This window comes from Polaribacter marinus (assembly GCF_022662535.1).
Taxonomy (GTDB): Bacteria; Bacteroidota; Bacteroidia; order Flavobacteriales; family Flavobacteriaceae; genus Polaribacter; species Polaribacter marinus.
In genome coordinates, this window is sequence record NZ_JAKQYM010000005.1 from 78,837 (window position 1) to 98,092 (window position 19,256).

Sequence of the window (19,256 nt, forward strand, 5' to 3'; positions counted from 1 at the left end):
ATTATAAGTTTGGCACAAATATTGTTACCTTTAAAGTGAAACTTTTGTTAAATTATTTTTCTATTTACAAAAACGTTACAAAACTACTATAAAATGATTATAGACCAAGTAAAGTTAAAAGTTTTTTTACAGAAGAATATATTAATAAAGTAAGTAATCATCAAAAAAACACATTATTATGAAACTACAATATAAAAACCTCAGCTTTAGCAAAATGATATTATTCTTAACTGCTAATTTGTTTTTGGTTTCTTGCGGAACTTACCAAAGCACCACCAATGATGATGGTATTTATGATGATGAAGTAAATACTAAAGAAAAAAATAAGGTTGTTGAAGTTCATCAAAAAGAGTACAGTAAATACAACCAAAACTACTTTACAAAAGAGTTAGAGGATTTTCAAAACTTTAGAAACAATGATGTTTTTACAGATGTAGATGATTATAATTCTACCGATACTTTAGATATAGATGACGAAACCATCTATGAACCTTTAGATTATAATACTAGTACACCTTGGGGACAAGAAAGCGATAATGACGTTGTTATAAACATCAACTTAATCAATAACAATCCATATATGTATGGTTATGATCCGTATTATGGATACAATTATTATGGGTATAATTATTATGGATATAGCTATCACAGACCTTGGAGACATCGTTTTGGATGGAGTTCTTATTACCCACCATATTACGCAGCAACTATTTGGGGCTACATTCCTCCATATTACCCTTATTATTACAATCGACCATACAGAAACAACCGTTATAACAGAAATTACAGTTACGGAAGAAGAACAGCATACAATAATACCTATAGAAGAAATACAACAAGTAGAAGAAACAACACTACTGTTAGACGCCCTTCAAATACAGTAAGAAGAAATAGTAGGGTAACCACACCTACAAGAAGAACTTCTACAATAAGACGTAGCTCTAACACTACTAGAAGAAATTCTACTATTAGACGTAACTCTAACACCACTAGAAGAAGTTCTACTATTAGAAGAAACTCTTCTACAACTAAAAACAGAACAAATACATCAACAAGAAGAACTACTAATAATAATAGAAATATTTCTTCAAACAGGAATTCTTCTATACGTAGAAATACCGGAACATCAACTAGAAATACTAACAGAACTTCTACAACAAGAAGTTCATCATCTAGAAGAGGAAAAAATTAATATCTTTTTTCAGTAAAAAACTAAATTAAAATGAAACGATTTTATACTATAGCGATATTATTCGCAGCAACTTTTACATCCTATTCTCAATCTTTAGGATACCAAGATTTAGCTTTACTTTTCTCTCAAAACGATGAAAATGGTTCAGCAAGATTTACATCAATGAGCGGAGCTTTTGGAGCTTTAGGTGGAGATATATCTGCAATAAATATTAATCCTGCTGGTTTGGCCGTATTTAAAAACAGTTCTTTTTCTGGAACATTTAACTCTAGAAAATCTGAGATTACTTCTAATTATTATGGAAATTCTTTAGCAACCGAAGATCAATTTTTTAATTTATCTCACGCTGGTGCTGTGTTAATTTTTGATAGCGCATACAATTCTGATTGGAGTAAATTTGCCATAGGTTTTAACTACAGAATCACTAAAGATTTTTTAGATAGTTTTTTAGCAGAAGGAAATAGTGGAGTTGCCACTTTTACAGAATTCCCATTAGACAACAACGCTACTCCTATTGATTATAACATTGCGGATGGGCAAAGTTTTAACAACAGATACGGAGGAGAACTTAGCGAGATAAATATTGCTTTTTCTTCTGTACATCTAAACAAATTATATGTTGGTATTGGTTTTAATGCTTACGACTTAAACTTTAGTCAAAAATCTACATTAATAGAGCTTAATAGCGATGGAAACGGCAATGAGCTTGATGCTTATTCTTATCAAGAAAATTACACTACAGGTACGGGATTCTCTTTAAATGCAGGTTTTATTTACAAAATACATCCAAATTTTAGATTTGGTTTAGCATATCAAACTCCAACTTGGTTTACAGAAATTGCAGAAGAAAGCAATATTGTAAATAATGATGGTTATTTTGCAGACACAGAAATTACAGTAAATAATGACAATGCTATTTACAACAATACATCTGGGGGATATTTTCCTTACCAAGAGTTAATTTATAAATTAAAAACCCCTGGTAAGTTAACTGCTAGTGCTGCATTCATATTTGGTAAAAACGGCCTGTTAAGTTTTGACTATAGCAACAAAAATTATAAAAACATAAAACTTTCTGGAGACAATTTTACTACAGAAAATCAATTCTTTCAATCCGAATTAAGAAACACACATAACCTTAATGTTGGTGCAGAATGGCGTTTTGATAGGTTTAGCATTAGAGGAGGTTATAAATTTGAGCAAAACCCAGATAAACTGGCCATTGCCTCAGACAACTTAGAAGGATATTCTATTGGAGGTGGATACAACTTCACTAAATTTAAGTTAGATTTTTCTTACAGCGACAACAACAGAACAAGTGTCTATAATTTTTACCCAGGATTTAATGTAAATGCGGCAGATTTAAACATAGATAACAGAGTGTTTACCGCCACAGTTACTTTAAACTTATAAAGAAAAAGTAGCATAATCATAAGACCTTGAATGTTTAAAACATACAAGGTCTTTTTTATTTTAATTCATTTTTTTTGCCGTAATTTTGCAATTCATTTTAGATTATGAAAAACACAAAAATCACAATACAAGAAACCACGAACAATACCATTATAAAATTTAATAGCAATCAAATTTTAATTAATGGAGGTAGTTACGAGTTTACCAATATAGATGAAGCTAAAAATTCTCCTTTAGCACAACAATTATTCTATTTACCTTTTGTAAAAAAAGTATTTATAACTGCCAATTTCATAGCAATCCAACGTTTTGATATTGTAGAGTGGATAGATGTTCAGTATGAAGTTGCAGAACAAATAGAAGCTTATTTAAATGATGGAAACACCGTTGTAGAAGAAGAAAACTCATCTACAAAAAAAGAAGCTATTGAAGTTTATGCAGAAGTTACTCCAAACCCTTCAGTAATGAAATTTGGGACCAACAAAGCATTAACACAAACAGATGTTGAGTTAAAAAACATTGATGAAGCTAGTAAATCATCACCTTTAGCCCAAGCTATTTTTAACTTTCCTTTTGTAAAAGAAGTTTTTATTTCTGATAATTATATTTCTATTACAAAATACGACATGGTAGAATGGAATGATGTTTACGGAGAAGTTAGAACATTTATCAGAGAATATTTAGCTGCCGGAAAAACCATCATTAAAGAACTTCCAACACAAACCGTTTCAGAAACTAAAAAAGTTGTAGAACCTGAAATTAAATTAGAAGGAATTTCGGCTCAAATCGTAGATATTTTAGATGAATATATTAAGCCAGCTGTAGCTTCTGATGGAGGAAATATTGCCTTTAAAGCTTACGATGAAAAACACAAAGTTGTAAGTGTAGTTTTACAAGGAGCATGTAGTGGTTGCCCATCATCTACTGCCACCTTAAAAAACGGAATAGAAAACTTGTTAAAAGAAATGTTACCAAATCAAATTAATGAAGTGGTAGCAATTAACGGATAATAACTTATTTATGTCAAAAATCATTAAACCTTATAAAGATTCAGAATTAGGAAAAAAAGAACAAGTAGCACAAATGTTCGATAATATTTCTGGAAATTACGATGGATTAAACAGAGTTATTTCTTTAGGTATTGATGTAAAATGGCGTAAAAAAGTAGTAGAAATTGTTGGCAAGAACAATCCAAAACAAATTTTAGACATTGCAACTGGAACAGGAGACTTAGCTTTAATGATGAGTTCTCTGAATCCTGACAAAATTATAGGATTAGATATTTCTGCAGGAATGTTAGACGTTGGTAAACAAAAAATAGCCAAAGCAAATCTTTCTGATAAAATAGAAATGATGGTGGGAGATTCTGAAGAAATGCCTTTTGCAGATAACACATTTGATGCCATAACTGTTTCTTTTGGAGTTAGAAACTTTGCAAATCTAGAAAAAGGAATCACAGAAATTGCTAGAGTTTTAAAACCAACAGGAGTTTTAGTTATTTTAGAAACTTCTAATCCAACTAAATTTCCTTTTAAACAAGGATACAAATTATACACCAATTTATTTCTACCGATTGTTGGTAAACTTTTTTCTAAAGATAAAGTTGCGTACTCTTATTTATCAGAATCTGCAAATTCTTTTCCTTTTGGAAAAGCATTCAACAATATTTTACAAAAAAATGGGTTTACACATACAAAACATAACCCTGTAACTTTTGGAGTTGCAACAATTTATACTGCGCGTAAATAATGATGATTAAAAGACTTCTAATTTTCGGTTTTTTCCTATTTACTTCTGTTGCATTTTTTGCACAAAGAGAAAGAGTAGAATACTTACCAACTTTCGATAAGAGAAAACTTCATTATGGTTTTTATTTAGGAATGAATAAAAACGATTTTAAATTAAATTTAAGAGAGAGTAATATTGCCAATGCAAGCATTACTGTAGAACCAACCATAGGATTTAACGTAGGTTTAATTGCCGATTTACGATTACATAAAAACTTAAATCTACGTATAGAACCAGGTTTGGTTAGTAACTCTAAAAAAATCATATTTAACCACCTTAGAACAAGTTCTGTTCCACAAGATAGTATTAGAGAAATTGGATCTACCTATTTACATATTCCATTACTTTTAAAATTTAGTACAGATAGATATAAAAATATTCGTCCGTATTTATTAGCAGGAATTTCTTATGATTATAATTTTTCTAGTAATGAAGCAAATCAAGATGATAATTCTTCTGGACAATTTAGAATGAAAACACACAACTTTATGTACGAAGTTGGTGTAGGAATTGATATTTACTTATACTTCTTTAAATTTTCGCCTTCTATTCGTGGCGTTTTTGCCATGAATAATGAAATTAAATATGATGACGATCCAAATAGTAAATGGACTGCTCCTGTATATTATATGGGAACTCGTGGAGTTTTCTTAAACTTTTCTTTTGAATAGAAATTAAATAAAAAGACTTACTGTTTACAAACAATTTCTTTTAAACTCACTCAATAAAATAGCTGTTGCGGTCGCAACATTTAAACTTTCGGTTTCTTGAGTTTCACCAAACCTTGGAATAGCAATTTTATTACTAACAGAATCTTTTATTTTATCAGAGACCCCATTTGCTTCATTTCCCATAATTAAAACAGCTTCTTTTGGCAACGGATTACTGTACACATTTACACCATCCATGTCTGCAATAAAAGTGGGTAAATTAATTTCTGTTAAATATTTATTTAAATCAACATAATGAATAGAAATTCTTGTTAAAGATCCCATGCTTGCTTGCACTACTTTTTGGTTATAACAATCTACAGTTTTGGTAGAACAAATTAATTCTGAAACTCCAAACCAATCGCACAAACGAATGATAGTTCCTAAGTTTCCTGGGTCATTAATATCATCTAAAGCAACAATTAGTCCTTTATTATGAAGAGGTTTATCTTCAGGCATCTGAAACAACCCTAAAACTTTATTAGGTGTTTTAAGATTACTTATTTTTTTTAAATCCGTTTCAGAAATAGTTATAATGTAATCCTTAGAGACATCACTTAAAAAATCTTCTGTACAAAAAAGAGTTACTACCTTAAATGAAGAGCTTAAAAGTTCATTTACAACCTTTACCCCTTCTGCAACAAATAATTTATGCTTTTGCCTATACTTTTTTTGCGATAAACTTGTTATTAACTTTAGTTGATTTTTTGAAATACTCATTAATTAAATCTTATTGAAAATAAACCGTTGAAAAATACTATTTTTGATTTTGATAGCACTGCTAAAGTAATGAAAAAACTTTCTTTTTATTTTTTATTAACTTTCTTTTTAGTTTCATGTAATTCTACAAAACATGTTGCAGAAGATGAGTACATGCTTACGCAAAATTATATTTACGTAGATAGCGTTAAAAATAAAAGTAGCGAATTGCAAAAATACGTTTTACAAAAACCAAATCCACGTTTTTTAGGTTTGCCTTTTGGTTTATATTTTCACAATATTGGAAACCATGAAAAACCAAAAACTCCAATTGAATGGGGTAAAAAAAATCCGCGTTCGTATAATTTTATTAAAACTATTTTTTCTGAAAAACAAAGTATTGCTTATGCAAAATCTTTTATCAACTTAAACAAATGGTTCTTAAAATATGATGCCCCAGAAATTATTAGCAAGAAAAAAGTAAAAAGAACTTCCGATAATTTATGGGCATATTATAAAACGCAAGGGTATTTTAAATCTAAAGTAGATACAATTGTAAAGCTGCATAAAGATAAAAAGGCTACTGTCGAATATCACATTACAAAAGGAAAGCCTACCGTTTTAGACACTATAAGTATTAAAATAGAGTCTCCTGTTTTAGATTCTATTTATAAAAATTCTGGGCGTACATCCTTATTAAAAACAGGAAACCAATACAAAGATCAAACTTTTAGATACGAAGCAAAAAAAGTAGTTAAACTTTTTAGAAATAACGGAATTTATAATTTCATGGAATCTGCTTTAGGCTTTTATGTAGATTCTACACGAAAAGATAATAAAACCAATGTAAACTTTATTATCTCTGGAAATAGGTTGACAGAACAAAACGGAAATTATATTGAGAAACCCTATAAGGTTCATAAAATAAAGGAAGTAAATGTTATAACAGATTATTCATTTACCAAAAAAGACAAAACTCATAAAGATTCTATTTCTTACAATGGAATAAACTTTTTGGCACACAATAAGATTAAATATAATCCAAAATATTTATCACAATCTATTTTCTTAAAACCCGGAGAAATATATAAAGACACCCTAAGAAATTTAACCAGAACACATTTAAAATCTTTAAAAAACTTTAAATCTACAAACATTAAATTTTCAACAATTCCCGGTTCTGACAATGAATTAAAAATGGATGTTTTTTTAGCTCCAATAGAAAAATACACACTTGGTTTTGAAACCGAGTTAACGCATTCTAATATTAGAAATATAGGAACTTCCGCTAAATTTTCAATTATTAACAGGAATGCACTTAGAGGAGCAGAATTATTAAAATTATCATTCTTAGGATCATACTTTAACTCTAATAATGGTCCTGGATGGGAAATTGGTGCAGATGCTTCTCTCGAAGTCCCAAGATTTGTTGTTCCTTTTGGTTGGAGTAAATTTGTACCAAAAGAAATGTCTCCTAGAACATTATTTTCTATTGGTAGTAGTTTTCAAAAAAACATTGGTTTAGACAGACAAACATTTACCATTCTAGCAGATTACAAATGGCAATTCAACTCCAAAAAAACCATTCAATTAGAGGTGTTTAATACCCAATATATTCAAAACTTAAATATCGATAGATTCTTTAATATTTATAGCTCAGAATACAACAATTTAAATACCGTAGCACAAGTATTTTATAATGACGCTACAAGAAAACTAAATCTTCCAGATGAAGCCATAAGTTTTATGAATATGGTTTCTACAAACACCAATTTTAAAAATACAAATCCGGTAGAATACAATTCAAACCTAAATATCTTAAACAGATACAATATTGTAACTTCAGATTTCTTAATTCCTACAATAGCTTACTCTTTTACCTATAACAGTCAATCAGATTTTAAAGACAATAATTTTTCTTTCTTTAAAATTAGAATAGCAAATTCTGGTAACATCTTAGGACTATTATCTAAAAAAACAAACGCCAACAACAAAAAAACGTTTTTAAACATTCCCTTAGCACAATATTTTAAAACAGATATTGAATACAAACAATTTTGGGATATTGGCACTAAAAATTCTGTTTTTGGTTTTAGAACTTTTCTAGGAACAATCATTACCTATGATAACTCTGCAATTCCTTTTACTAAAAGTTATTTTGCAGGTGGTTCTAATGACATTAGAGCGTGGCAAACATACGAATTAGGACCTGGAAGCAGAAACACAGGCTTAGAATACAACATTGGAAGTTTAAAATTCTTAACAAGTGCAGAATATAGATTTGATGTATTTAGCAAATTAAAAGGAGCACTTTTTATTGATGCTGGTAATATTTGGGATATTACTGGCTCTAGTTTTGTTGATGAAGATTCTACCTTTGATGGGTTTAATTCATTAAGTGATATTGCAATTGGCTCTGGATTTGGAGCAAGATTAGATTTTAACTTCTTAATTCTTCGTTTAGATATTGGTTTTAAAACCTACGAACCATATTTAAATGATAAAAAATGGTTTAAAAATTACAACTTTGCCAATGCTACTTACAATATAGGAATTAATTACCCCTTTTAAAAAAAGTACATTTTACTAAATCGTATTAGTAAACTATTCCCTTTTTTCTTCATATAAAACAAAAAATATGTAGTTTTGTTTTTATAATATTATTTACACAACTAAAATTTACCTATATAATGATAAAACCAGGTGTTGCCACAGGAAAAGAAGTTCAAGAAATTTTTAACCTTGCCAAAGAAAAAGGATTTGCATTGCCAGCAGTTAATGTTGTTGGTTCTAATACTATTAACGGAGTTTTAGAAACTGCCAAAGAATTAAATGCTCCTGTAATCATTCAATTTTCTAACGGAGGAGCACAGTTTAACGCTGGAAAAGGTTTATCAAACGAAAATCAGAAATCGGCTATCGCTGGTGCAGTAGCAGGCGCAAAACACATTCATGAACTAGCAGTTGCTTATGGTGTTCCTGTAATTTTACATACAGACCATTGTGCAAAAAAATTATTACCTTGGATTGACGGTTTATTAGATGCTTCAGAAAAGCATTTTGAAGAGACAGGAAAACCTCTTTACAGTTCTCATATGATTGATTTATCTGAAGAACCAATTGAAGAAAACATCGAAATATGCAAAACCTATTTAGCAAGAATGAGCAAAATGGGTATGACTTTAGAAATCGAGTTAGGAATAACTGGAGGTGAAGAAGATGGAGTTGATAACTCTGATGTAGATGACTCTAAACTATACACACAACCCGAAGAAGTTGCATACGCTTATGAAGAATTGATGAAAGTTTCTCCTCAATTTACAATTGCTGCTGCTTTTGGTAATGTTCATGGTGTTTACAAGCCAGGAAATGTAAAATTAACTCCAAAAATCTTAAAAAACTCTCAAGAATTCATCACAAAAAAATACGGTGTAGAAGAAAATCATATCGATTTTGTTTTTCATGGAGGATCTGGTTCTACTTTAGAAGAAATTAGAGAAGCAATTGGCTACGGTGTTATTAAAATGAATATTGATACTGATTTACAATTTGCCTTTACAGAAGGAATTAGAGATTACATGCAAGGAAAAGCAGATTACCTTGCAACTCAAATTGGAAATCCAGATGGAGCAGAACAACCAAATAAAAAATATTACGACCCAAGAAAATGGTTGCGTTTAGGAGAAGAAACTTTTAAAGCACGTTTAAAACAAGCCTTTTCAGATTTAAACAATATAGATACTTTATAAAAAGTAAAAATATATTTCAAGAAGCATTTTGATACTTATATCAAGATGCTTTTTTTATGAACTAAACTTTTCTAAAAAAGTTTCAATCAAAGAAAATTTATAGTTCATAAAAAACTTTTACATTTGTAAGCTGCTATTATCTAGAAAAAGTATCTTTTAAAAACAAACAATAATAAAAAAAGTAAACTAACTATGGCTTGGTTTAAACGTACAGATAAAGGAATACAAACCGCTACAGAAGACAAAAAAGACACTCCAAAAGGTCTTTGGTATAAAACTCCTAGCGGAAAAGTTATTGATACTGAAGAATTAAAAAAGAACTTATATGTAAGTCCAGAAGACGGCTATCATGTAAGAATTGGAAGTAAAGAATATTTTGAATTGTTTTTTGACGACAATAAATTTGAAGAATTAAACGAAAAGTTAACTTCTAAAGATCCTTTAAAATTTGAAGACACAAAAAAATACCCAGACAGATTAAAAGCTGCTCAGGAAAAAACAAAATTAAAAGATGCTGTAAGAACAGCTGTTGGAAAATCTTTAGGAAAAGATTTAGTAATTGCTGCCATGGACTTTGCTTTTATTGGTGGTTCTATGGGATCTGTTGTTGGAGAAAAAATTGCAAGAGCAATTAATTATTCGATAGAAAATAAAATTCCATTCCTAATGATTTCTAAATCAGGTGGCGCAAGAATGATGGAAGCATCACTTTCTTTAATGCAGCTAGTAAAGACATCTGCAAAATTAGCACAATTAGCTGAAGCAAAAATTCCTTATATTTCTTTATGTACAGACCCAACAACCGGAGGTACAACTGCTTCTTATGCAATGTTAGGTGATATTAATATTGCAGAACCTAATGCTTTAATTGCATTTGCTGGACCAAGAGTTGTAAAAGATACTACTGGAAAAGACTTACCAGAAGGATTTCAAAAATCAGAATTTGTTTTAGAACATGGTTTTTTAGATGCCATTTACGAACGTAAAGATTTAAAAAAGCAAGTAAATTTATATATCGATTTAATTCAAAATATACCTGTAAGAAAATAAATAAAAAAGCCAGCAAATGCTGGCTTTTTTATTTATTAAACTATTCATTTAAAAGTTTTTCAATTTCATTTTCCATCTCATATAAAATTACATTCTTTTCATTTAAATTTAAATAACCATTAAATCTAACTTTTCCATTTTTTAATATTACCATATGTGGATATCTATTAAATTCTAGTTGTTTAGGAATAGTATCTGAATCTGAATATAAAATTGGAAATTCGTATTTATATTTTTCAATCATTTTTTTCGCATAACCAAAAGTATCCCTCTTTACAGGTATATTTACAGCATACAAAAATACATTAGAATTGTTTTTATATTTTAAATATAATTTTTCAAAGTCTGGAAATTTTTGAAAACATGCTCCACAATTAGTTGTCCAATAATCTAATACAATCACTTTATTTTTTATGGTGTCAATTCTAAATTTATCATTTGAGTTTGAAAATAACATTTCTGGAGAATCCTCTATTTTACGAGCATTAAAATTTTCCAAAAGAAACCAAGAATTAACAAATCCATAAATTCCAATTAAAACTAATGTAATTGCATAAAGTATTTTCAAAAATATAGATTTACTTTTTAAGTAATAACCTAATAAAAAAGTAAGAGGAGTGAAAATAATATAGATAATTACACTAGTTATTTTTGAGTCTTCTAAAAACAACTGAATAAACCAAATTAATAACAGTGGCATAAAAGAAGCTATGGTGTTTTTGTAAGACATAAACATACTACTAGCTATAAAAGCAGATAACATGAATACTGGAAAAATAATTTTTTGTGACTTCAAAAAGAATACACACATCAAGTATATCAAAACAACTAAACCTCCTCTAATTAATATCTTTTTTATCATTAATATCTAGTTCTGCGTTAAATCACCAGTACAATAACCAGTACAATTAGAAGTACCCCATACTCCACAATCTCCATTATTAGTTTCACATTTATCAGGTTTACTACAATCATTATTATATCCTGTACATCCCCAAAAAGAAGGTGTACAATTACAGTTATCTTGCTCTCCTCCTCTAGCTTCAAGTTTATCTTCTTTCGATACAAAATCATTTTCTACTAAATTAACATCTTTAATAGTAAAAAATGTATTGTGCACAAATTCTTTACTCCAATTAAATTTTTTGGCACCAAGAGTTACTTTCTTATCTAACTCTTCTGTAAACTCTTTAGAAATAGGTGACTTATAATCTATTTCTTTAAATGTTTCTGTAAACAATTTTAAAAAAACCTTTTCTTCTTTAGACAAATTCATTTTTAAAATATAATCAACTTTCTCTTGCCATATTTCCTTTTTCTTATTTGCGGGCATTATCCTTAATATAGCCTTTTGTTTTTTCTCAGAAAATAACTTAATATCATCTCTACTGTAATTTAAAATCTCTTTTTTATTGGTTTTTACCCAAGCATTTATTTTTGAATCATAAGAAAATTCATGATCAACACTTTCACTACAACTAGTAAAAAATAGAGATAAAATAACCGTACAAATTAATCTACTAAAAAAAATTACTTTTTTCATAATAATTAAAATTAATAATATTTATAGATTTGAAAATAAAGAATAAGTGTTCATAGCATTTATAACAATTTTTCATGATAATAATAATAATAATAATAATAATAGCTTCCTAATTATTCTAAAAATTATTTTACCCTACTTTTACTTAAACAGTTATATTTCAGTTTATAATTAAACATGTTTATAAAAAATAGTTATATATTTGCAGCTTCGATGAAAACATCATTGATATACATAAAAATCATTTAAATAATATTGGAATGTATTTAACTAAAGAAGTAAAAGAAAGTATCTTCGAAAAACACGGTAAAGGAAAAAACGATACTGGTTCTTCAGAAGGGCAAATCGCGTTATTTACGCACAGAATTAACCATTTAACAGAACACTTAAAAAACAATCGTAAAGATTTTAATACAGAGCGTTCTTTAGTAATGATGGTTGGTAAACGTAGAAGTTTATTAGATTATCTAAAGAAATCAGATATTACAAGATATCGTGCGATAATTAAAGAATTAGGAATTAGAAAGTAATTCTTACAAAAAGAGGCTCTATAAACGTGCCTCTTTTTTTTATTTAAAAAAGTATTTCATTCTGCCTAACAAACAGAACCTTAATAAAAAAATCAAAAATAGTAACAGCATTTTTGAATTTCCATTGCAACAACAGACAACAACACAACAACAAACAAATTAAAAATTTAGAATTAAAAATTTATGATTCCAAAAGTATTTAGAGAGGTTATAGACCTTGGAGATGGAAGAACCATCTCATTAGAAACCGGTAAGTTAGCTAAACAAGCACACGGTTCAGTTGTTGTTCAAATGGGAAAAGCAATGTTATTATGTACAGTAGTTTCTAACTACAAACAATCTGATGTTGATTTTTTACCATTAACAGTAGATTATAGAGAAAAATTTGCCGCTGCAGGTAGATATCCTGGAGGTTTCTTTAAAAGAGAAGCAAGACCAAGTGATGGTGAAGTATTAACAATGCGTTTAGTAGACCGTGTTTTACGTCCTTTATTTCCAAAAGATTATCATGCAGAAGTACAAGTAATGATCCAATTAATGTCTCATGATGAAGATGTTATGCCAGATGCATTAGCAGGATTAGCAGCATCAGCAGCTATTCAATTATCTGATTTTCCTTTCGAATGCCCTATCTCTGAAGCAAGAGTAGGTCGTATAAACGGAGAATTTGTAATCAACCCGAACAGAGCACAATTAGCAGAATCTGACATCGACATGATGATTGGAGCTTCTGCAGACTCTGTAATGATGGTGGAAGGTGAAATGGATGAAATTTCTGAAGAAGAAATGGCAGATGCAATTAAGTTTGCGCATGAAGCTATTAAAGTTCAATGTGCCGCTCAAGTTCGTTTAGCAGAAGCTTTCGGAAAGAAAGAAACTAGAATATATGAAGGAGAAAGAGAAGATGAAGAATTGGCAGCAAAAATAAATGACTTTTGTTACGACAAATGTTATGCAATTGCTAAAAAAGGAACTTCTAAAGTAGAACGCACCAATGCTTTTGCTGAAATAAAAGAAGAATTAAAAGCTTCATTTACAGAAGAAGAATTAGCTGATTACGGAGATTTAATTGGAAAATATTTCAACAAATCTCAAAAAGCAGCTGTTAGAGAATTAACTTTAGCAGAAGGTTTACGTTTAGACGGACGTAAAACAACAGACATTAGACCAATTTGGTGTGAAGTAGATTATTTACCATCTGTTCATGGTTCTTCAATCTTTACTCGTGGAGAAACGCAAGCATTAGCAACCGTAACTTTAGGAACTTCTAGAGATGCAAATAAAATAGACATGCCATCTCATGAAGGTGAAGAAAATTTCTATTTACATTATAACTTCCCTCCTTTTTGTACAGGTGAAGCTAGACCATTAAGAGGAACGTCTCGTAGAGAAGTTGGTCATGGTAACTTAGCACAACGTGGATTAAAAGGAATGATTCCTGCTGACTGCCCTTACACAGTAAGAGTTGTATCTGAAGTATTAGAATCTAACGGTTCTTCTTCAATGGCCACTGTTTGTGCTGGTACAATGGCATTGATGGATGCAGGTGTTCAAATGACAAGACCCGTTTCTGGTATTGCTATGGGATTAATTTCTGATGGAGATCGTTACGCAGTTTTATCTGATATTTTAGGTGATGAAGATCATTTAGGAGATATGGACTTTAAAGTAACAGGTACTTCAGAAGGAATCACGGCTTGTCAAATGGATATTAAAGTAAAAGGATTAAGCTACGAAATTTTAGTAAATGCACTAAAACAAGCTCGTGAAGGTCGTTTACATATCTTAGGAAAGTTAACAGACACAATTGCTTCTGCAAATGAAGAAGTTAAGGCACATGCACCTAAAATGGTTAACAGAAGAATACCTAATGAATTAATTGGTGCTTTTATTGGACCAGGTGGTAAACATATCCAAGAATTACAGAAAGAAACAGAAACTACGATTGTAATTACTGAAGATCCTGTAACGGAAGAAGGAATTATTGAAATATTAGGAACAAAACCAGAGGGAATTGAAGCAGTGATTGCTAAAATTGAATCAATGATGTTTAAACCTCAAGTTGGTAGTGTATACGAAGTTAAAGTAATTAAAATGTTAGATTTTGGTGCTGTTGTAGAATATACAGAAGCCCCAGGAAACGAGGTTTTATTACACGTTAGCGAATTAGCTTGGGAACGTACAGACAATGTTGCTGATGTTGTGAAAATGGGAGATATCTTAGACGTAAAATACTTTGGTTTAGATCCAAGAACTAGAAAAGAAAAAGTTTCTAGAAAAGCTATTTTACCAAAACCAGAAGGTTTTGTAGAAAGACCTCCAAGAGACAATAATCGTGGAAGAGATAATAAAGGTAGAGATAATCGTGGACGTGATAACAGACGTGATGATAGAAAACCTAGAGAACCAAGAAAAGAAGAATAAGTTCTTTTTTTAACATATATTAAAAATCGCCAAAATATTTTGGCGATTTTTTTTGTTTATAGCTATTTTATAAAATGCTTTTATTTTCTTTGTAGACATTTTATGAAAATTCAACGCATCACATATTTATCTTTAGGAACCAATCAAGGAAACAAACTTGAAAACCTACAAAAAGCAATCAACCTTATTGATAATGAAGTTGGTGCTATCAAAAAAATATCTTCTATTTATAAAACAGCTTCTTGGGGATTTGAAGGAGATGATTTTTATAATATATGTATTAAAATATCAACTTATCAGCAACCTGAAACCTTAATAAATTCATTATTAAAAATAGAAAACGAATTAGGAAGACAAAGAAGCAATACTAAAGAATATCAAAATAGAAATATCGATATTGATATTTTATTATTTGATGATGAGATTATCTTTTCTAAAATGCTAATTGTACCTCATTCTAAAATGTTAGATCGAAAATTTGTGATGGTTCCTTTATCAGAAATTGCAGAAAACATTATTCATCCTATAGCAAAAAAACAAATAAAAGTTTGTCTACAAAACTGTACAGATTCTTCAGAAATTCATAAAATTGAAGAGCAACTTGTTCGTCCAATTCCATTGTCAGAAAAATACAATTACATTGCTATAGAAGGAAATATAGGGGCAGGAAAAACTTCTTTAACAAAAATGATATCCGATGAGTTTAACGCTAAAATAGTATTAGAACGTTTTGCAGACAATCCGTTTTTACCAAAATTTTATGAAGACAAAGAACGATATGCCTTTCCTTTAGAAATGAGCTTCCTAGCCGACAGGTATCAACAACTAAGCGATGATTTAGCACAATTCGACTTATTTAAGAACTTTATTGTTTCTGATTACTATATTTTTAAATCGTTAATTTTCGCACAAATCACTCTTCAAAAAGAAGAATATTTATTGTATAGAAAAATGTTTGATTTAATGTACAAAGAAATAACAAAACCAGACTTGTATGTTTATTTATATCAAAACACAGAACGATTACTAGAAAATATAAAAAATAGAGGAAGAGAATATGAACAAAATATTCAAGCAGAGTATTTACAAAAAATTCATGATGGCTATAAAAACTTTATCAAAACAGAAAAAAATCTAAATATTTTATTAATAGATGTTTCTGAAATTGATTTTGTAAAAAACAAAAAAGACTACAATTACATTATTAATAAAATAAAGCTAAATTGAAAAAAAAATTATATTTTTGCAAATTAAGAATATTCCCCAACTATAATTAAATTTAAGACTACAATAAAATACACCTAATGAGGAGAATTTTTTTATTGCTACTTATTTGTAGCTTCGCTATCCATAAATCTTTTGGGCAATTCACCACAGATGAAATTACTTATGGTAATAGAATCGACTTAGAAAACAGTAATAGTTGGGCTGTTGCTGCTGGATTTAGTAACTTTATCATGCATGGAGACATGCGTTCTATAGGTACAAGTGATGACACAAACTATCTAAATTTTGGAGCATATGCTTATGTAGATAAAATGTTTAACCCATTATTAGGGTTAGAATTAAAAGCTTCTTTTTCTAAAATATCTGGTGGAGCACAATATTTCTCTGACGTTTACGAACTTTTGTATGTTCCTAATACAGTTATTAGAGATGATATGAAATTTGAAGGTGTAGCTTATGGTGCTGAATTAAACCTTATTTTTAGTTTTACCAATTTATATCAAAAAAATGCAAATAAGTGGAATGCCGCAGGTTACTTTGGTATAGGTTATCATCAATATAACTCTGCTTTATATCAAAAACTAGCAGATGGTTCTTATGAAAAACTTCCAGGAGCAGATTTTGGTACTAATCCTGCAAGAAATAGTGTTAGTCAAGCTAGTTCTATATACTTATCTGCACAATTAGGTGTTAAAAGAAGAATTAACAAACGTATTGACTTAGAGTTTAGAACTGGAATGTACTTTAATTACGAAGATCATTTAGATGCAGCAATATCTAACAAGCAAGATTGGGAAACCTTTTTTGTAACAAGTTTAGGGGTAGTTGTTAAATTAGGAAAGAAAAAAGTATTTACCATTTGGGGTGATGAAAACAAAGGCGGTAAAGAATTTAAAGTTGTTGATACTGATAAGGATGGTGTAATGGATCAATTAGATATTGAACCTAACACTCCTGCTGGCGTAATGGTATATGGAAATGGTAAAGCAGTAGATTCAGACAAAGACGGTTTAGCCGACTACAAAGACAAATGTCCTTTAGAGTACGGACCAATATCTAACGAAGGTTGTCCACTGAATATAGATTCTGATGGAGATGGCGTAATGGATGGAAAAGATTTATGCCCAACAACTCCTGGTACTATAGAGAATAGAGGTTGTCCTAAACAAGAAGCTGCAAAACCAGATAATATCAATCAACAAATTGCATTGCTTGCTACAAGTATTTATTTTGATACAAATAGTGATAAAATTAAAAGTATTTCTCTTTCAAATATAGATAAGATTGTATCCTTAATGAAAAAAGTACCAAATGTTAAGTTTGTTATTGAAGGTCATACAGATAATAGAAATAGTGATCGATACAACTTATACCTATCTCAAAGAAGAGCAGCAAGTGTAAGAAAGTATATGATTAGACAAGGTATCCCTGCCGATAGATTACAATCTAAAGGTTATGGAGAATCTAGACCAAAATTCTCTAATGAGAATGCTGGTGGAAGACAATTAAATAGAAGGGTAGAAATTACTCCTGTAGATTCTTTTGATTAAAGAATTCGATAAACATCAAATAAAAAAGCGATAACTTAAAAGTTATCGCTTTTTCTTTTTTGAAAGAAGATTCTTTCTTATTTTTTTAGTTCTAATTTTTCTGCAAAATAGTCACAAAAATCTCTCATTGTTGCAGCCATTTTAGTGTCATCTGTCGCTCGTTCAAAGGTATCTGCCATAGATACTAATGTTTGATGATAAAACTGCTTCATTTCATCTACAGGCATGTCTTTTGTCCATAAATCCATACGTAAAGTATCTTTCTTTTTATGATCCCAAACAGAAATCATAATTGCTTTAGAAGCTTCATGATCTATTCCTCCATCTTTTGCTGTCCAAGAAATTTCTTCTGGGACTTTATTCTCATCTAAACCTATTTTAAATTCTATATCTGAATTATGTTTAATAGCCATTATTTTTTGGGTTTATATTTAGATTCATTCAATAAATCTAATTCGTTCTTTTTTAATAATTCCTGCAAAGATACATCATTATGACTCATGTAACTCTTTACAATTTGCCATCCAACCCAAACACCAATTTCTCCAGGTGATAGATTATCTTGTTCCATATAAAATTTTGAAAAAGGGGCCTTTTCTAAGAACCTTTTATTCAATTTTGTATCTGTACTAAATAAGAGTTTTTTATCCATAAAATACATCCATATCTCTTCTTCATTAGCTTCTGCCCAAGCTAACTTATCCTTTTCATAACCAATTTTTTCTTTATCTGAAATTTTTGGCAAATACAAGTCTAATAAATACATCTTTTTTCCTTCATGTATCATCTTACTTACAAAACTTCTATTGTAAGTAGGTGGTAATTGCTTACTAATAATAGCATTTGCAACATCAACAACAATATGCTCTTTGGTATTATTTTCTTTAATGTATTTAGGGTAATCTCCATAAAACTTATGCGCTTTTCCTAAATACACATCTAAAGAAATCAGCAACAAACTATCTGCGTAAATTACCCTACTATCATAATCTATATTTGATAAGATAGTAACTACTTTTGGAGTTATAAATTTAGGATTGTAATATTTAACATGTTTAAAAAGAGAAACTAATTGGTCTTTAGTTGTTGTAAAATCTTTATATATTTTTTGAGTTTCGGCAAATAACTCTTGCTCATCTTTATCATTGATTTTAGCTAATGATAAACTATCTATAAACTCTTTAGGGAATAAAAAAGGATATTTATTTTTTATTCTTGGCAAAGTTTCTGCTGATGCATTATAAAAATCAACCTCAAATCTATTTACTTCTAAATTTACATTTGTATTAGATAGATCAACTGTTTTTACATTATTTTTTTTACACGAATAGAAACTAAAGAAAACTATTAAAACTCTTAGAAAAAACCTCATAAACTTTGT

At 29.5% G+C, this 19,256-nt stretch carries 17 protein-coding genes; 12 read left to right on the top strand and 5 right to left on the bottom strand.

Features of this window, described 5'->3' with window-relative positions:
• Positions 1-214 precede the first annotated feature (214 nt).
• The 5 genes from MC378_RS08375 to porT all read left to right on the top strand — a co-directional run bounded on the left by MC378_RS08375 (position 215) and on the right by porT (position 5,064).
• Positions 215-1,192, top strand: a complete 978-nt coding sequence (locus tag MC378_RS08375) for a hypothetical protein (protein WP_242178311.1) — start codon at positions 215-217, stop codon at positions 1,190-1,192.
• A 30-nt stretch (positions 1,193-1,222) separates the two neighbouring features.
• On the top strand, positions 1,223-2,605 hold the full coding sequence (locus MC378_RS08380) for an OmpP1/FadL family transporter (protein WP_242178312.1): 1,383 nt from the start codon (positions 1,223-1,225) through the stop codon (positions 2,603-2,605).
• A 104-nt stretch (positions 2,606-2,709) separates the two neighbouring features.
• Positions 2,710-3,615: a NifU family protein gene (locus MC378_RS08385; protein WP_242178313.1), complete on the top strand. Its 906-nt coding sequence runs from the start codon at positions 2,710-2,712 to the stop codon at positions 3,613-3,615.
• 10 nt (positions 3,616-3,625) lie between these two features.
• A complete protein-coding gene (gene ubiE / locus MC378_RS08390; RefSeq protein WP_242178314.1) occupies positions 3,626-4,354 on the top strand; it encodes a bifunctional demethylmenaquinone methyltransferase/2-methoxy-6-polyprenyl-1,4-benzoquinol methylase UbiE in 729 nt (242 codons plus the stop codon).
• Entirely contained in the window at positions 4,354-5,064 is a 711-nt protein-coding gene (gene porT / locus MC378_RS08395; protein WP_242178315.1) for a type IX secretion/gliding motility protein PorT/SprT, read from the top strand. The genes ubiE and porT overlap by 1 nt, the downstream gene beginning before the upstream one ends.
• 24 nt (positions 5,065-5,088) lie before the next feature.
• On the opposite strand, the gene MC378_RS08400 is transcribed toward porT, so the two are convergent.
• Positions 5,089-5,823 (bottom strand): TrmH family RNA methyltransferase, encoded by a 735-nt coding sequence (locus tag MC378_RS08400; protein WP_242178316.1) that lies wholly within the window; start codon positions 5,821-5,823, stop codon positions 5,089-5,091.
• Between the two features lie 27 nt (positions 5,824-5,850).
• On the opposite strand from MC378_RS08400, the gene tamL reads away from it, so the two are divergent.
• The 3 genes from tamL (at position 5,851) to accD (ending at position 10,601) form a co-directional block, all read left to right on the top strand.
• Positions 5,851-8,373: a translocation and assembly module lipoprotein TamL gene (gene tamL, locus MC378_RS08405; RefSeq protein WP_242178317.1), complete on the top strand. Its 2,523-nt coding sequence runs from the start codon at positions 5,851-5,853 to the stop codon at positions 8,371-8,373.
• A 119-nt stretch (positions 8,374-8,492) separates the two neighbouring features.
• Positions 8,493-9,551, top strand: coding sequence for a class II fructose-bisphosphate aldolase (fbaA, locus tag MC378_RS08410; protein WP_242178318.1), 1,059 nt, complete (start codon positions 8,493-8,495; stop codon positions 9,549-9,551).
• 192 nt (positions 9,552-9,743) lie between these two features.
• Entirely contained in the window at positions 9,744-10,601 is an 858-nt protein-coding gene (gene accD, locus MC378_RS08415; RefSeq protein ID WP_242178319.1) for an acetyl-CoA carboxylase, carboxyltransferase subunit beta, read from the top strand.
• A 40-nt stretch (positions 10,602-10,641) separates the two neighbouring features.
• Here the strand turns inward: accD and MC378_RS08420 are convergent, their stop codons facing one another.
• Together MC378_RS08420 and MC378_RS08425 are read right to left on the bottom strand one after the other, a co-directional pair.
• Positions 10,642-11,169 (bottom strand): TlpA family protein disulfide reductase, encoded by a 528-nt coding sequence (locus tag MC378_RS08420; protein WP_242178320.1) that lies wholly within the window; start codon positions 11,167-11,169, stop codon positions 10,642-10,644.
• A 300-nt stretch (positions 11,170-11,469) separates the two neighbouring features.
• A complete protein-coding gene (locus tag MC378_RS08425) occupies positions 11,470-12,144 on the bottom strand; it encodes a bacteriocin fulvocin C-related protein (RefSeq protein WP_242178321.1) in 675 nt (224 codons plus the stop codon).
• A gap of 260 nt (positions 12,145-12,404) precedes the next feature.
• On the opposite strand from MC378_RS08425, the gene rpsO reads away from it, so the two are divergent.
• From rpsO to MC378_RS08445, 4 genes are all read left to right on the top strand, one after another.
• Positions 12,405-12,674, top strand: a complete 270-nt coding sequence (gene rpsO, locus MC378_RS08430; protein ID WP_242178322.1) for a 30S ribosomal protein S15 — start codon at positions 12,405-12,407, stop codon at positions 12,672-12,674.
• Between the two features lie 183 nt (positions 12,675-12,857).
• Entirely contained in the window at positions 12,858-15,098 is a 2,241-nt protein-coding gene (locus tag MC378_RS08435; protein WP_242178323.1) for a polyribonucleotide nucleotidyltransferase, read from the top strand.
• Between the two features lie 102 nt (positions 15,099-15,200).
• A complete protein-coding gene (gene folK, locus MC378_RS08440) occupies positions 15,201-16,325 on the top strand; it encodes a 2-amino-4-hydroxy-6-hydroxymethyldihydropteridine diphosphokinase (protein WP_242178324.1) in 1,125 nt (374 codons plus the stop codon).
• A gap of 77 nt (positions 16,326-16,402) precedes the next feature.
• Entirely contained in the window at positions 16,403-17,875 is a 1,473-nt protein-coding gene (locus MC378_RS08445) for an OmpA family protein (protein ID WP_242178325.1), read from the top strand.
• A 77-nt stretch (positions 17,876-17,952) separates the two neighbouring features.
• On the opposite strand, the gene gldC is transcribed toward MC378_RS08445, so the two are convergent.
• On the bottom strand, positions 17,953-18,288 hold the full coding sequence (gldC, locus tag MC378_RS08450; RefSeq protein WP_242178326.1) for a gliding motility protein GldC: 336 nt from the start codon (positions 18,286-18,288) through the stop codon (positions 17,953-17,955).
• Entirely contained in the window at positions 18,288-19,247 is a 960-nt protein-coding gene (gene gldB / locus MC378_RS08455; protein WP_242178327.1) for a gliding motility lipoprotein GldB, read from the bottom strand. The genes gldC and gldB overlap by 1 nt, the downstream gene beginning before the upstream one ends.
• Positions 19,248-19,256 lie beyond the last annotated feature (9 nt).